The following is a 13,607-nucleotide window of genomic DNA, read 5'->3' on the forward strand; positions in this document are numbered from 1 at the left end:
TTTTTCGAGGGTAAAATCCCGTCATATCAACGCAGCGCCAAAACCGCCAGAAAATCTCAACTCCATTTATAACTTTTAATAGTTTTAAAAACTTCTTAACTACTTAACCTTTAAAATCTTCTAAGGAGTTAAAAAAGATTGGCGGTTTTGGCGGAACCGTTGCCGCAGTAAGACTGATGCCGTTTTAACTTTGGCGCAACTTTGGCGGAAAGCCTTAATCTTTGGCGGAAACTTTGGCGGAACTGCCTCATCCTTATAAGAAAGAGACAATTTCCACCCCTTTGTAAGATCGCTCACTCTGTTTATCAAGTCTCACTTCCATCACAGCTGCTTGCGCCTCAAACCGATGGTAGAACTTCACTTTCCCTAGTGACTTATAGCCACTCGACATACACCAGCTTTGGTATTCAGCAAACACCTCTTGCTTTGGCGTAACCTTTTCAGGATCCAGCAAGCACTTTTCCTCAATAAAAGTTACAACGTTATCAATCTCTTTCCTGTATTTCTCCAATGCATCCTCGGTTGTCTTGTTATTAGTGAATTCAGAGGTAAACTCAAGACGAAGGAGCCCCTGCAGCGCTACATTAAGCAGCCCACTTAACTCTTCTTCCACTGTCAGCTTTTCCAGTAGATCCGGATCCGCCGGCTTTCCACCTGGTCCGAACTTATTTGGAAAGGGAATGATCACCCACCGCCTAAAAAAGCCTGGTGTTAAGTCACTCGAGCGTGGCAGCTCATTAGCAGAAAATATCAAACGTGCAAAGGGTCGAAAATCAAAACTATCTTTTCCTTTAAATTCAGCACTCACCCGGTCGCCTGTCACTACATTCTTAAAGGTGCTGGATGTCTTGAGAGCTTCTGCTGAGAGATCAGCTGATGTGTTTGCCAGCTTCCCGTAAAGCTTCGCCAGTTTAAATCTGTTATGTTCAAGGTCTTGTAATGGAACATTCGTAAGGTTTTCTGCTCCGATAAAAGCTTCAAACAGATCAATGAATTTACTTTTACCGTTGCTACCGGATCCGATCAACATGAGAGCTTTACCGTACTTAGCTGTCGGCAGCATGCAGTACCCGAACCACTCCTCAACGAGCGGGATTGCATCATGCGGCACAACACTCTTAAAAAATTTTTCGATACCAGGACAAGAAGCCTCAGGGTTGTAAGTGATCGGCAGCTGACTGGTAGAAAAATAATCTGGGGTATGAGGATGCAGTTTTTCCTCTCGCCAGTCTAATAAGCCGTTTTTCACGTTAATAAATTCAATAGAAGGTGATCTCTCCCCAATTGGACGGAAGGTTGCAACCTGGATAAAATGAATCGTTTCGTCTGCATAGGTTTTTCGGAAATCTTTTCCCAATTTCTCCATACACAAGCTGCGTATAACATAGTCACTAACCTCCCGGTAAACACCATCTTCATAAGCGAATAGTGTCTTCCCTTCAAAGACCATCGGCTTTTCTGCCATAATCTCTTCTGCTAAATATTGAGGGATGAACTTCTTTCCTTCGAAATAGCCGATATTGGTTGGGATAACATCGAAATCATCCGCAGCTGAGAGACGCTTGGAGGCCGGTTGTTCTGGCTGCCAGTTAACTGCAGACCGGATGGTTGCGCGTGCTTCTTCTTCTGTAAAGGTTCCGTGATCTTCAACAAAGTATCGGTGAATCAACTTCATTGAGTAGATCAGCAGCTTCTTTGGAACTTCCCACGCCCGGAGATACCCTGCCCACTTGGAGAATTCTTGGTTTCTACTGCCATCCTGCAAAGGGATCGGCAGCGAATAATTAGCGTCTTTTAAACTGGCTTTCCTCCTTATCGGCAGTAAATACTCAGGCAGCTCGTCCGCGCCATCCATACTTTGAGCAATGATCGTTCGATTTTCAGTGTTAGGTGAGGGCATCACTATGTAACCCTTATTCATCACTCTTGTATCAACCGTGACTCCTATCGTGGTAAACAGCTTCGAGTCCTGCTTTATGGCCTTATTCACTTCTGACCGGCACTGGAATATAAACTGTCTGCCATTAGGGGTCATAATTGCATGATGGTTTACCCCTTCACCTTCAAGCAGCTGCTGCAGCTTTTCTGCTGAACCGTGATCGTCAACATCGATGACAATGGATCCTTTAGGTATCAGGATGCCACACCAGCCGCCCTGGTCTAAATGCTGCTTTATCTGGCTGTCATTTAAATGGACAGCTGCATCAGTAGTAAAGCCTTTAACAATGGATCTTTTAGCCTTTTGGTAATCGGTATTTCCGTTTGAATAACCTTTTAACTTGAAAACTTTTCCCCCTGGAAGGATTCTCTCAACTGTTTTCAAGTAATCGTTTTTACTATCAATAATTGCCATGGATTCACAACCTTTTTATCCAACAAACAACTGAAATTTCTATGCAGATAATTGATTTTTCAGTGAATATAGAATACAATTAGCTTCATAGAATTGTTTGCCGGCTTACTGCATGGTCTCGATGCAATTCTTTTTAAAGCTAGCCTTCTCCACCAGAGGGCTCTTTTTTTTGGCTATTTTTTAACTGCTCTTTTAACGCAAGGATTTCTGCATGCAATCGATCATTTTCACGGACCAGCTCTCCGTCAAAAGATTTTTTTAAGAAATGGCTGTATGACCTCCACGCACTCCTAAAGGCTTTCAGGCAGTCTGGATGAGCACGTCTTACCCACTTTAAGTAATTAAGCAAAACTGCTTTATCGCTTCCTCTAGGGAACTTAGAATCATGATAGATATCATAGGCCAGGTCTCCACGTCTTGAATTTCTGTCCTTATAGCGGACAATCCACTCTTTAAATCCCATACCTTTCTACCCCCTACATTCACTGCTGACGGAATGAGTAGATCCTCCAGAAGACTTTGTGAAAATACTCAACATCTGAATCTCTTCTTTAGTAATCACTTGATCCTGAATCAATACTTCTATTCCTTCTGTACCGACGGCTTGAATAGCTGTTTTAACCTCCGCCAGTCTTCTTAACTCCTTAATAAAATGTGTCAGGTCAATAACTTCTTTCTCCCCGCCCACGTTGTTTGCACTTCTATTGCCTTTACTTACAGTTTTCATATGTCCCACTCCTTTTTTATTTTTTAATTGCACCGTTATAGATTTCAGTGAAATGGCGATCTAAGAAACTTGCCATCTCTTTTGCGTTAAAACTCCACTTGTCCCCTTTTGATGTGGGATAGTATACGAATTTACTGAGTGTCTTTTTAAACTTAGGCTGATAAAGAATGTGCTCTTGCAGCCATTGCCGCTTCTTACCCGTCCGTTGCTCTAACAGAGCCATTGTCCAGTACACTCCTGACAATTCGTTCTCCTTCAACCGATCCCATTCAACTCGGCTTATAATCACAGAGTCCTCTGGGATGGGGATTATTAGGTTTACACTTAATTGCTGCATCTCCTACCTCACCTCCACGCTTCTCTCTTTTACCTCCCGGTGGTTATCTTTTGTTACCACTTTGTATAAAAAAATTTCACTCAAATCCACGTTCAGTCCTAAAGCAATCTTCCCAGCAGTAGATGGAGAGGGTTTTCTTTTACCATTAACCAGTTGAGAGAGGTATGAATGAGAAATCCCAATTGACTTAGCAAAATCTCTATGACTCATACCTTTTTTAGCAATGAGCAGTCTAACGCTTCCTTGTTTGATTTTTGTTATTAAGACAAACATTTAATAGCACCTCCCGTCAGTAATCTAATAATACAACCGAACGGTAACTTTTGCAACCATTATTTAAATTATTTTAAAACTTGTTTTAATTTTGTTACCACTAGGATATAATATTTCCTGTGAACAACTTTACAAGGAGGTAACACATTGACTAATTTTAGGGATGATTTTGGAGATTATTTTGGAGAACAATTAAAGTTGATGAGAAAAGAAAAGAAATTATCGATGAGGAAGCTTGCCGACCGCTCAGGTGTATCCCATGCATATATTTCTCAGCTGGAGAGTGGTAAAAGGGACGCTCCAAAACCGGAATTAATAAGGAAGCTTTCAAATGGTTTAGGTGTCGATTATCACGAGTTAATGCTTTGGGCAGGCTACATTACAGAGCCCGATCAGAATAAAGAGGGAAACCAAAAGATAGTATCTGTAACATTTGAACTTAATTTAGATGGGATTGAAGAAGAAAACTCCATCAGTAAAGAAGAATTAAAAAGAAGGTTTTTTGATCTACACTATATTCTTAACAACCAACAGTTTACTGATATCTATTATAAAGACAGGCTTTTGACCAATGAAGAAAAAGTAAAGATCGAAACGATGCTCGAAGTGATTCTTAATAAACAATAGTTAAAAAACGGAGGACAGATTATGGCCAGTATAAGTAAAATTGGAAAGACTTATCAATACACTGTCAGTCGGATGATTAACGGCAAATATAAACCAATACGTAAAGGTGGATTTACTTCTAAAAAGGAGTGTCAAATAGCAGCAGCTGAAGTAGAAAAGTCGCTAATGTTGGGCAAGAACCCGCAATTCGCAAAGACACCTTTTCCTGAATACTTTGAGTCCTGGATCAAGCTTCATAAAAGCCATGTCTCTCCGGCTACTAAAAAACGCTATGAGAACACGCTCAATACGGTGGAGCAGTACTTTTTGAACAAGAACCTTCAAGACATCACAAAAGACGATTACGTGCATTTCCTGAAGGATTACGGCCGCACTCGAGCGAAAGAATCTGTGAGAAAAGTGAACACCCAAATTAGAGCATGTGTTCAAGAAGCTATATTCCAGGAACTGATCACTAAGGACTTCACATATGGAGTCACTATAACTGGCTCTGTGGAAGCCAAGAAACCCGATGAGAAGTATTTAGACTACAATGACTACTCGAAGCTTCTTAAAGCTGTCAGCGAGCGTTTAAATGATTCTCTGGGGTACTACGCCATACTGCTGGGATTAAAAACGGGGATGAGGTTCGCTGAGATTGTTGGATTGACCAGAAAAGACTTTAATTTCAAGGAAAGCACGATAAAAGTGGATAAGACTTGGGATTATAAAGAAGGAAGAGGAATGACCAAAACGAAAAACGAGGATTCTGAGCGGATGATTACCGTTGATAAAACTACTATGGCTGCTTTCAAAGAATTATTTAAAAACCTTCCTCCCAATGTAAATGACCTGGTGTTCTTCAACCCTTCCCAAAAATCTCATGTGATTACAAATGCATGGGTTAATAAGATCCTAAAGAAGTTATGTTCTACGCTGGAGATAAAAAATATCACCTTCCACGGATTACGCCACACTCACTGCAGCGTTCTGCTTTACCGTAAATATTCGGTTCAATTTATTTCTAAGCGCTTAGGCCATAGAGATATTGAAACAACCCTCAGGGTATATTCCCACCTCCTAAAGGAGCAATTAACAGAAGAAAACGAACGATTAGTAGAAGATCTCGCTTAAATGTTCATTTTGCTGTCGTCGATGTGTAGAAAATGTGTAGAAACCTTTAAAAACCTAATAGAACTGGTAGCTTTCTTAAGCAAAATAAAAAGTAGTCATAATCCCCTTAAACGCTGATATAGCAACGTTTTTGGTTTTTATGACTACTTATTTAAAACAACGTACATAATGGTATATACGCCCTCGAAGGGAATCGAACCCCTATCTCAAGAACCGGAATCTTACGTGTTATCCATTACACCACGAGGGCAAAAAAGGATGCGAAGGAGGGCGTTCAGCTCCGACAGACGTAAGACATTCAACACTTGCAGGCGCTTTTTGCCTGCTGGGTTGAGTGGCTTACGATCCGAGGAGTTGCCCTCCGTAGCTCGACTAACTAGTTTAAAGCGGAAGCGACTCGACCAGCTCCGACAGCTCGAATAAAAAAAGCGGAAACAGATAGAGGATTTAAACCTCCAAAGCTCGAAATCTATAATATAGAAGCAATCGCTTCTCTTCACGACACTTAACCATTATAATTCAGGATGTTTACTTATGCAACCACAATGTCGAAGTTTAAATGTAATGGTTCACACTTGTTAAACGTATAGATTAATGGGTATGATGGTACTAATAGCTTAAGGAGGAAAGAGGAAGCAATTTGTTTGACCTTTTTTGACCTTAGTTGTATCATTAAATACATAATCTCACTACTTAATTTAGAGAGAAGAAGGAGGATTTAAGATGAATTTAATTCCAACAGTTATTGAACAAACAAACCGAGGAGAACGTGCTTATGATATTTACTCTCGTCTGCTGAAAGACCGCATTATTATGCTTGGAAGCGGAATTGATGATAATGTAGCAAACTCCATCGTATCTCAGCTTCTTTTCCTTGAAGCAGAAAATCCGGAAAAAGACATCTACCTTTATATTAACAGCCCAGGCGGAAGCATTACTGCCGGTATGGCCATTTACGATACAATGCAGTTTATTAAACCAAAGGTACACACGATCTGTATTGGTATGGCTGCATCAATGGGAGCATTCCTTCTGGCAGCTGGTGAGAAAGGTCACCGCTATGCACTTCCAAACGCAGAGGTAATGATTCACCAGCCTCTTGGCGGCGCACAGGGTCAAGCGACAGAAATTGATATCGCAGCTAAGCGTATTCTTTTCCTTCGTGATAAACTAAACCAAATTCTTGCAGATCGCACTGGACAGGATTTCGAAACTGTACAGCGTGATACAGAGCGCGATAACTTCATGACGTCTGCTCGTGCAAAAGATTACGGATTAATTGATCACATCATGGAAAGAAACGATATTACAGAAACAAAATAATAACTTTTACTAAGCCGGTTAGCTTAAGATAAGCTGACCGGCTTTTTTATGTTCTTTTTTCTTAAAAGAGTATGTGCTTATTGCAATAATAAAAAGAATGATATGCAGCATGAGGAGAATGCCATTAAATTTTCTATCTAAGAGAGTTAAAAAGATAAGAGTGCAAAGCTGCATAAACTCCCCCCTTCCTTCATAAAAAAACCCCGCTTGAGTTAGCGGGGTTCTGTTTATATTATTATTGCTCTTCCTCAACAAACGATGCAAGCGATTGCAGTGCAGTGTCTTCGTCACTACCATCAGTGAGTAATGTAAAGGTCGTGCCGGGTCCCAGTGCCAGGCTCATTAATCCCATAATGCTTTTTGCATTTACCTTCTTTCCGTCTTTTTCAATAAAGACGTCTGATTGGTAGCGGGTGGCCTCCTGCACAAATAGTGCAGCAGGCCTTGCCTGTAGACCTGATTTCAATTTTACGGTAACGTTCTGTTGTTTCATTTAACATCCCCCTTAAAAGGTAGTATCCTACGTTAATTTGCATGTATTCATTCACTTTACCACAAAATCTAGCGGCTAATCTTAATTTTCAACCATTTCACCTTTACGTAACTTTTCTGCAATCTCATCAATCTTTCGCAAGCGATGATTAATTCCTGATTTGCTGATGTTGCCTCCGGAAACCATTTCACCAAGCTCCTTTAGCGTTACATCCTGATATGCAACTCTCAGCTCAGCAATTTCCCGGAGCTTGTCCGGTAAGATACTGAGGCCGGCATGCCGCTCAATAAAGCGTATATTTTCAACCTGCCGCAGTGCAGCGCCGATTGTTTTATTTAAGTTCGCTGTTTCACAATTGACCAGTCTATTGACTGAATTTCTCATATCCCTGACGATTCTTACATCCTCAAAACGAAGAAGCGCCTGGTGAGCCCCGATTAAACTGAAAAGCTCTGTGATTTTTTCAGCTTCTTTTAAATACGTAATAAAACCTTTTTTTCGTTCAATCGTTTTGGCATTCAACCCGAATGTATTCATAAGATTACAAACGGATTCATTATGTTCTTCATATAAGGTGAAAATCTCCAGATGGTAGGAAGAGGTTTCCGGATTATTAACAGAACCCCCGGCTAAAAATGCTCCGCGAAGATAGGCGCGCTGGCAGCATTTTTTCCCGAGCACGGAAGGAGAAATTTGGTGATTTAGGCCGACGCCTTCATCAAGGATTTTTAAGTCCCGTAAAATTTCCTCGGCTCTTTCAACCACACGGACAATATAAACATTATTCTTTTTTAGTCTCATTTTCTTACGAACGAGAAGCTCCACCTGAATGGAATAATTCTTTTTAATCAATGTATAAATTCTTCTGGCGATCGCTGCATTTTCAGTTTGTATGTTAACGACAAGCAGTCGATTGGAGAAGGAAAGAGATCCGTTCATACGGATAAGGGCTGAAAGCTCAGCTTTCGCACAGCAGTCGGCTGCTTCAATCTGAGTCAGCTCTTTTTTTGTCTCTGAAGCAAATGACATATCATTCACCAGCCTTTCCTTATACCCTCTCTCTGTTAAGCATGAGAAGATCTTTTATGTTTTTCTTCCATTAATTTTGTAATGATTGCAGCTACCCGCTCGGTATCATGACGAATGAGGCCATTGTGGTAAGTGATAATTTTATCATAAACTACCTTCAGCCCCATGCCGTGCAGACGATCGACATCAAATTGTACGGGTTCTGCCATTTCTTTATCATAAAGTGATTTCACTTCTGTCGGAATTTCTTCATTGTTAACGAGTACATAATCAAAAAATGGTTCACCCATATGCTTATAAAGCGCACGAATATGATCAGCTGCAGTATAGTTGAGTGTTTCCCCTGCCTGTGTCATCAGATTGCATATATAAACCTTCGGAACAGTTGATTTTATGACGGCTCTCCCAATTTCTTTTACGAGCAGATTAGGAAGGATACTCGTATAAAGAGAACCGGGGCCAATGACAATCATATCTGCTTCTTCGATGGCTTCAACCGCCTGAGGCAACGCTTTCACGTGTTCAGGTGAAAGAAAAACCCGGCTGATTTTCTTGCCTGAGAATGGGATCTTGGATTCTCCCTTGATCACTGATCCGTCCTCCATTTCAGCAGACAGCAGAATACTCTGATTTGCTGATGGGAGTACGGTTCCCCTTACGTTTAATACCTTGCTCATTTCCTGAATTCCATGAGCGAAATCTCCTGTAATGGAGGTCATTGCCGCAATAATTAGATTGCCTAAAGCATGCCCGCTTAATTCGTTCTTACTCGCAAACCGGTACTGGAACATTTCTTCTACGAGCGGTTCAACATCTGAAAGCGCTGCAAGAACGTTCCGTATATCACCCGGAGGAGGGATTTTTAAATCCTCCCGGATGCGCCCTGAGCTTCCGCCATCATCTGCTACGGTTACGATTGCTGTAATATCGACAGGATGGTTTTTTAATCCCCGGAGAAGAACAGAAAGCCCTGTTCCCCCTCCGATGACAACTACTTTTCCCTGCTGCGATTTCTTAGGCGTCAACTTGTTTTCCCCTTGCGTTTTTCTATATCACGATGGGTAATCCGTGTATGGTAATCCTTTGCAAAGGAGCGGGCAATCTCCTCTGTCAACGCTACAGACCGGTGCTGGCCTCCTGTGCATCCGATGGCAACCACCAGCTGGCTCTTACCTTCACGTTTATACTGCGGCAGCATGAAGGTTAAAAGATCCAGTGTTTTTTCCAGAAACTTTTGTGTTTCTGTCCATTTCATTACATAGGTCGAGACCTCTTCATCAAGACCGGTTTGCGGGCGCATATGGTCGATATAATGAGGATTAGGTAAAAATCGAACATCAAATACCAGATCTGCATCGATCGGTATACCGTATTTAAAGCCAAAGGACATTACATTTACAGTAAATAAAGACTGTTTATTCGCAGAAAATTCGGCAAGAATTTTTTCACGAAGCTCACGGGGTTTCAGGTCTGATGTGTTATAAATCATTTGGGCCCGCCCTTTTAAATCCTGAAGAAGCAGACGCTCCTGTTCAATTCCCTGGAGGGGGAGACCAAGCGGTGCAAGAGGATGTGAACGTCGTGTTTCCTTGTAGCGTCTGACCAATGCGTCATCGTCAGCATCAAGATAAAGAATTTTAGGGGTTACATAGTCAGATTCATTAAATTGATCGAGCGCTTTAAAAAGAGAATCAAAAAATTCTCTTCCTCGTAAATCCATTACAAGGGCTACTCTGTTCATTTTATTATTGGATTCTTTCATCAGCTCTAAAAATTTTGGCATTAAGGCTGGAGGGAGATTATCCACACAAAAAAATCCAAGGTCTTCAAAGCTTTGTACAGCCACTGTTTTACCAGCGCCGGACATTCCGGTTATGATTACGAGTTCTACATCATTAACTGCAGACATGAATACCCCTCCTTTTATTGTGAACCATTAATTTGGGTCTAATCGATATGAAATAAGCTCAAAATCCTTGGTATACGTAAACGTGCCATACATGACACCCTGGCCGTGGACTACATAATCCAATATGTGTCTGTCGCCTTCTGCCATATCCAGCGTTTGGATTGCTTCAAGCGGCTGCCATTTCAGGATGCCTTCAGGTGATTCACTTAACTGTACACCGTCAGCTTCTGTAGCAAGAAAGGTAAACATCATCCATTCAGAGACTACTTCGTTTCCATCCTTAATGATAAATGTGAATATTCCTTTTATATCCGGATTTTTAAGATAAATCCCGGTTTCTTCACGGTATTCCCGGATGCACGCATCGCGCACTGATTCTCCAGGCTCCATCTTGCCGCCCGGTGCCACCCACCAGTCTCTTCTCGGCTTTTGAAGAAGCAAGGCTTTATTGTCCTGTATATAAACACAATTCGTTATTCGCTGCATTTTATCACCTGCTCAAATTTGCTCATTCAATTTATTATACATTCTTTTAATGCTTCAAACAATTAGAGACATTCGCTCCCCCTTTTGTATTGGTATTCGGGAAAGCGATTTGTGATTCATTTAAGCACAAAAAAAGGGCATGGACCGGGTTCGTCCATGCCAGAAAGTAATCTATATACTAAAGGGGGTTAATTACTTACAAATTCACTATACCCCTTTATTGTTGCATAGCTGTTACAGCTTAGTAACGATTAAATAAAATTTTGTATAGACAAGATTAATTTATTGGCTAACTTTCAAAGATTCTTTCAAATTCTCTACATAATGCTGGACTGCCTGAGCAGCGATGCTTCCGTCCCCAGTAGCTGTGACGATTTGACGAAGGGTTTTGTCGCGCACATCCCCCGCAGCAAAAATACCCGGCACGTTCGTCTCCATTGTGCTGTCTGTTTCAATATATCCTTCGTTGTTCAGAATATTTAAGGATTCAAACGGCTTTGTCAGCGGAACCATGCCGATATAGATAAACGCACCGTCTGCTTTAAACGGCGTTTCACTTCCGTCCTGAGTAGACATTAACGTTACTGAACCGACTTTTCCATTTTCTTCATTGATTTCTTTTACTGTGCTGTTCCAGATAAAATCGATTTTGTCATTATCAAATGCACGATTTTGAAGGATCTGCTGGGCGCGTAGCTTATCGCGGCGGTGCACAATTGTTACTTTATTGGCAAAGCGGGTAAGGTAGACACCTTCTTCAACAGCTGAGTCTCCTCCGCCGACAACAACAAGGTCCTTGTTTTTAAAGAAAGCTCCGTCACATACTGCACAGTAGGATACTCCGCGTCCTCCAAGCTCTTTTTCACCAGGTACGCCAAGCTTTTTATACTCAGCTCCTGTTGACAGAATGATGGAGCGTGCTTTGTATTCCTTTTTGCCTGCTTTAATTGTTTTGTATTCTTTGCCGTCGATGATCTCTTTTACATCACCATAGGCATATTCAGCGCCGAATTTTTTTGCGTGCTCAAACATTTTATTCGAAAGATCGGGACCAAGAATATGATCAAAACCAGGGTAATTTTCTACATCCTCTGTGTTCGCCATTTGCCCGCCAGGTACTCCCCGTTCTAGCATCAGGGTAGACAGATTGCCGCGGGAGGTGTAAACGGCAGCTGTCATTCCAGCAGGTCCGGCACCGATAATTACTACATCATAAATTTTTTCTTCAGTCATGTTTCTACACTCCTTTATCCAAACTCCAATGAATCCATATTTATCGTAAGACAGAACGGGAAACCCGTCCACTATTCTGCTTAAGGCAGATAAGCCTCCAGCTCATTCAGGTATTTGCGCATAGTCGAAACGTTTATATCGTATTTTTGCGCCATTTCTTTTTGAGAAACTTTCTCGGCTTTGATTTTTTTCCACAAGTACTCAACCGATGCTGCCAATGCATTTATATTTGTGAAAGGATAATTGTCCTTTGCTCCATAAAATACGATGTGAAACCACATATAAAATAACCCTTGATGGGGCTGATGGGATGGGTCAAATGAGTGGTTCAGTCTGCCTGCCACTTCATGCGCACGATATAATGGTCCGGAAGCGCTGGGCTGAGCTTTTTTATCATTCAATTGTTTGAGCAGGTCAACGTATTCCTTTTCCACTGACGTAAGAAAGCTAGGCGCATTGTTTTTAATAAGCAACGAGTTATTTCCTGCGTTTCTATAGAGTGCAAATAAACGCTCCTCAGGATACATGGATTCGAGAAGAGAATCATCTTTTTTAATCGATTGACCATTCCACGGCTCAAGCCCTTCCTTTTCAGGCTGCTCTTCAATAACCCGCTTCCAGGAATCGCGCGCTACCTTCTCATGACCTGAGTGCCAGGCTGCATGGGAAAGCCAGAAATAAAACCCGGCATCTCCTTCAAAGCCCCGCTTCACTAAGCTTTTTAGCCAGGCATACGCTTTTTCATGCCGCCCAACAAGCGCAAAGGTAGCCCCAAGCTTAAACCGGTGCTCAAACAAAAACGGACGCACATGTTCAAGAGCATCCATTAGCTGGTCGAGTTCATCCGTACGCTGCTCGTAATGGTAAAAAACAGCCAGATTACACAGTGCATGCAAATTTCCAGGGTTTCGATGAAGCACCTCTGTTAAAAGCGCAGTGGCTTGCTCTGTCTCGCCAAAATAAAAATAAGCAAGCGCTAAATTATTGTAAGCAGACCAGTAATCAGGGAAGCGTTCAACCACTTCCTCCAAAAGTTCAATCGCTTCTTTAAACTTTCCTTCAGCAAGCATTTCCCCTGCTTTTTCCTGATGAATAATTAACTCATCCTGAGCAGGATCATCATCCCATTCCTCTTCGTCTTCCTCAAGCGAAATGAGCTCCAGAAGATCCTCCGCATCCTCAGCAAATTCTCCGTCTTCATTTTGGGACAAATAAGCAGTAGCGTGTTTATAGGCCTCTTGAAATAATCCGAGGTGGGCGAAGTTATTGGCCATAAAATAATGGATCTCTGTCATGGTTGAATCCAGTTTGTCGAGAATATGTTTCAGCCGGTCATTTGACTGGCTGAACTCGCCTATTTCGGTTTCAATGATGGCCACCTGTAGAGGAATCATCGGCTCTTCAGGCTCCAGTTCATGTGCGCGCTTTAAGTATTTGATTGCTTTATCTAACTGACCACGTTGATACATAGCCATGCCTCTTCTATAATAACTTTCACCTGTTGGATGAAACGGGTATATTTTTCCCTTAATTTCCGTTTGCTTAGATCCTTTTTTCATGTATAGCCTCCGAACTTGTAGTAACTAATCAATGATAGCATATTTTTCGTTTGGGCTGTTGTAAATACTATTGATCATTTTAAAAAGATTTAAACCTCTTATTCCATTTTCAGGTTCGCAAAAATCCCTATTTAACAGCATATGA

General features: G+C 41.5%; 16 protein-coding genes and 1 tRNA gene. 3 read left to right on the top strand and 14 right to left on the bottom strand.

Going from position 1 to position 13,607, the window contains the following annotated elements; translation table 11 throughout:
• Positions 1 to 253 precede the first annotated feature (253 nt).
• The 5 genes from C4B60_RS11365 to C4B60_RS11385 all read right to left on the bottom strand — a co-directional run bounded on the left by C4B60_RS11365 (position 254) and on the right by C4B60_RS11385 (position 3,690).
• On the bottom strand, positions 254 to 2,353 hold the full coding sequence (locus tag C4B60_RS11365) for a phage/plasmid primase, P4 family (RefSeq protein WP_104058128.1): 2,100 nt from the start codon (positions 2,351 to 2,353) through the stop codon (positions 254 to 256).
• A gap of 139 nt (positions 2,354 to 2,492) precedes the next feature.
• Positions 2,493 to 2,816: a YozE family protein gene (locus C4B60_RS11370; protein ID WP_104058129.1), complete on the bottom strand. Its 324-nt coding sequence runs from the start codon at positions 2,814 to 2,816 to the stop codon at positions 2,493 to 2,495.
• 6 nt (positions 2,817 to 2,822) lie between these two features.
• Positions 2,823 to 3,080, bottom strand: coding sequence for a hypothetical protein (locus C4B60_RS11375; protein ID WP_104058130.1), 258 nt, complete (start codon positions 3,078 to 3,080; stop codon positions 2,823 to 2,825).
• A gap of 16 nt (positions 3,081 to 3,096) precedes the next feature.
• Complete coding sequence (locus tag C4B60_RS11380) at positions 3,097 to 3,417, bottom strand: DUF771 domain-containing protein (RefSeq protein WP_104058131.1); 321 nt, start codon at positions 3,415 to 3,417, stop codon at positions 3,097 to 3,099.
• 3 nt (positions 3,418 to 3,420) lie between these two features.
• Positions 3,421 to 3,690 (bottom strand): helix-turn-helix domain-containing protein, encoded by a 270-nt coding sequence (locus tag C4B60_RS11385; protein ID WP_104058132.1) that lies wholly within the window; start codon positions 3,688 to 3,690, stop codon positions 3,421 to 3,423.
• Positions 3,691 to 3,837: 147 nt separating this feature from the next.
• Here C4B60_RS11385 and C4B60_RS11390 point away from each other — a divergent pair, with 147 nt between their 5' ends.
• Together C4B60_RS11390 and C4B60_RS11395 are read left to right on the top strand one after the other, a co-directional pair.
• Positions 3,838 to 4,317 (top strand): helix-turn-helix domain-containing protein, encoded by a 480-nt coding sequence (locus C4B60_RS11390; protein ID WP_245153951.1) that lies wholly within the window; start codon positions 3,838 to 3,840, stop codon positions 4,315 to 4,317.
• Between the two features lie 21 nt (positions 4,318 to 4,338).
• Positions 4,339 to 5,430 carry a tyrosine-type recombinase/integrase gene (locus C4B60_RS11395; RefSeq protein WP_104058133.1) on the top strand — a complete coding sequence of 364 codons (1,092 nt, stop codon included), beginning with the start codon at positions 4,339 to 4,341 and terminating at the stop codon, positions 5,428 to 5,430.
• Positions 5,431 to 5,608: 178 nt separating this feature from the next.
• Here the strand turns inward: C4B60_RS11395 and C4B60_RS11400 are convergent.
• A tRNA-Arg gene (locus C4B60_RS11400) sits at positions 5,609 to 5,680 on the bottom strand.
• 473 nt (positions 5,681 to 6,153) lie between these two features.
• Here C4B60_RS11400 and clpP point away from each other — a divergent pair.
• Entirely contained in the window at positions 6,154 to 6,753 is a 600-nt protein-coding gene (gene clpP / locus C4B60_RS11405; protein WP_104058134.1) for an ATP-dependent Clp endopeptidase proteolytic subunit ClpP, read from the top strand.
• Between the two features lie 18 nt (positions 6,754 to 6,771).
• Here clpP and C4B60_RS21470 read toward each other — a convergent pair whose 3' ends face one another.
• From C4B60_RS21470 to C4B60_RS11440, 8 genes are all read right to left on the bottom strand, one after another.
• On the bottom strand, positions 6,772 to 6,927 hold the full coding sequence (locus C4B60_RS21470) for a hypothetical protein (protein ID WP_167578644.1): 156 nt from the start codon (positions 6,925 to 6,927) through the stop codon (positions 6,772 to 6,774).
• Between the two features lie 61 nt (positions 6,928 to 6,988).
• Positions 6,989 to 7,246, bottom strand: coding sequence for an HPr family phosphocarrier protein (locus C4B60_RS11410; RefSeq protein ID WP_104058135.1), 258 nt, complete (start codon positions 7,244 to 7,246; stop codon positions 6,989 to 6,991).
• An 81-nt stretch (positions 7,247 to 7,327) separates the two neighbouring features.
• The gene (gene whiA / locus C4B60_RS11415) at positions 7,328 to 8,275 is read right to left on the bottom strand and encodes a DNA-binding protein WhiA (RefSeq protein WP_104058458.1); all 948 of its coding nucleotides are present in this window, start codon (positions 8,273 to 8,275) and stop codon (positions 7,328 to 7,330) included.
• 35 nt (positions 8,276 to 8,310) lie between these two features.
• Positions 8,311 to 9,300 carry a gluconeogenesis factor YvcK family protein gene (locus tag C4B60_RS11420; protein WP_104058136.1) on the bottom strand — a complete coding sequence of 330 codons (990 nt, stop codon included), beginning with the start codon at positions 9,298 to 9,300 and terminating at the stop codon, positions 8,311 to 8,313.
• The gene (rapZ, locus tag C4B60_RS11425; RefSeq protein ID WP_104058137.1) at positions 9,297 to 10,184 is read right to left on the bottom strand and encodes an RNase adapter RapZ; all 888 of its coding nucleotides are present in this window, start codon (positions 10,182 to 10,184) and stop codon (positions 9,297 to 9,299) included. The genes C4B60_RS11420 and rapZ overlap by 4 nt, the downstream gene beginning before the upstream one ends.
• Before the next feature lie 27 nt (positions 10,185 to 10,211).
• The gene (locus tag C4B60_RS11430) at positions 10,212 to 10,670 is read right to left on the bottom strand and encodes an NUDIX hydrolase (protein ID WP_104058138.1); all 459 of its coding nucleotides are present in this window, start codon (positions 10,668 to 10,670) and stop codon (positions 10,212 to 10,214) included.
• Positions 10,671 to 10,952: 282 nt separating this feature from the next.
• Positions 10,953 to 11,903 carry a thioredoxin-disulfide reductase gene (gene trxB / locus C4B60_RS11435; protein ID WP_104058139.1) on the bottom strand — a complete coding sequence of 317 codons (951 nt, stop codon included), beginning with the start codon at positions 11,901 to 11,903 and terminating at the stop codon, positions 10,953 to 10,955.
• Between the two features lie 80 nt (positions 11,904 to 11,983).
• Positions 11,984 to 13,462, bottom strand: coding sequence for a tetratricopeptide repeat protein (locus tag C4B60_RS11440; protein ID WP_104058140.1), 1,479 nt, complete (start codon positions 13,460 to 13,462; stop codon positions 11,984 to 11,986).
• Between the last annotated feature and the right edge of the window lie 145 nt (positions 13,463 to 13,607).

Source organism: Jeotgalibacillus proteolyticus (genome assembly GCF_002926065.1).
GTDB lineage: Bacteria > Bacillota > Bacilli > Bacillales > Jeotgalibacillaceae > Jeotgalibacillus > Jeotgalibacillus proteolyticus.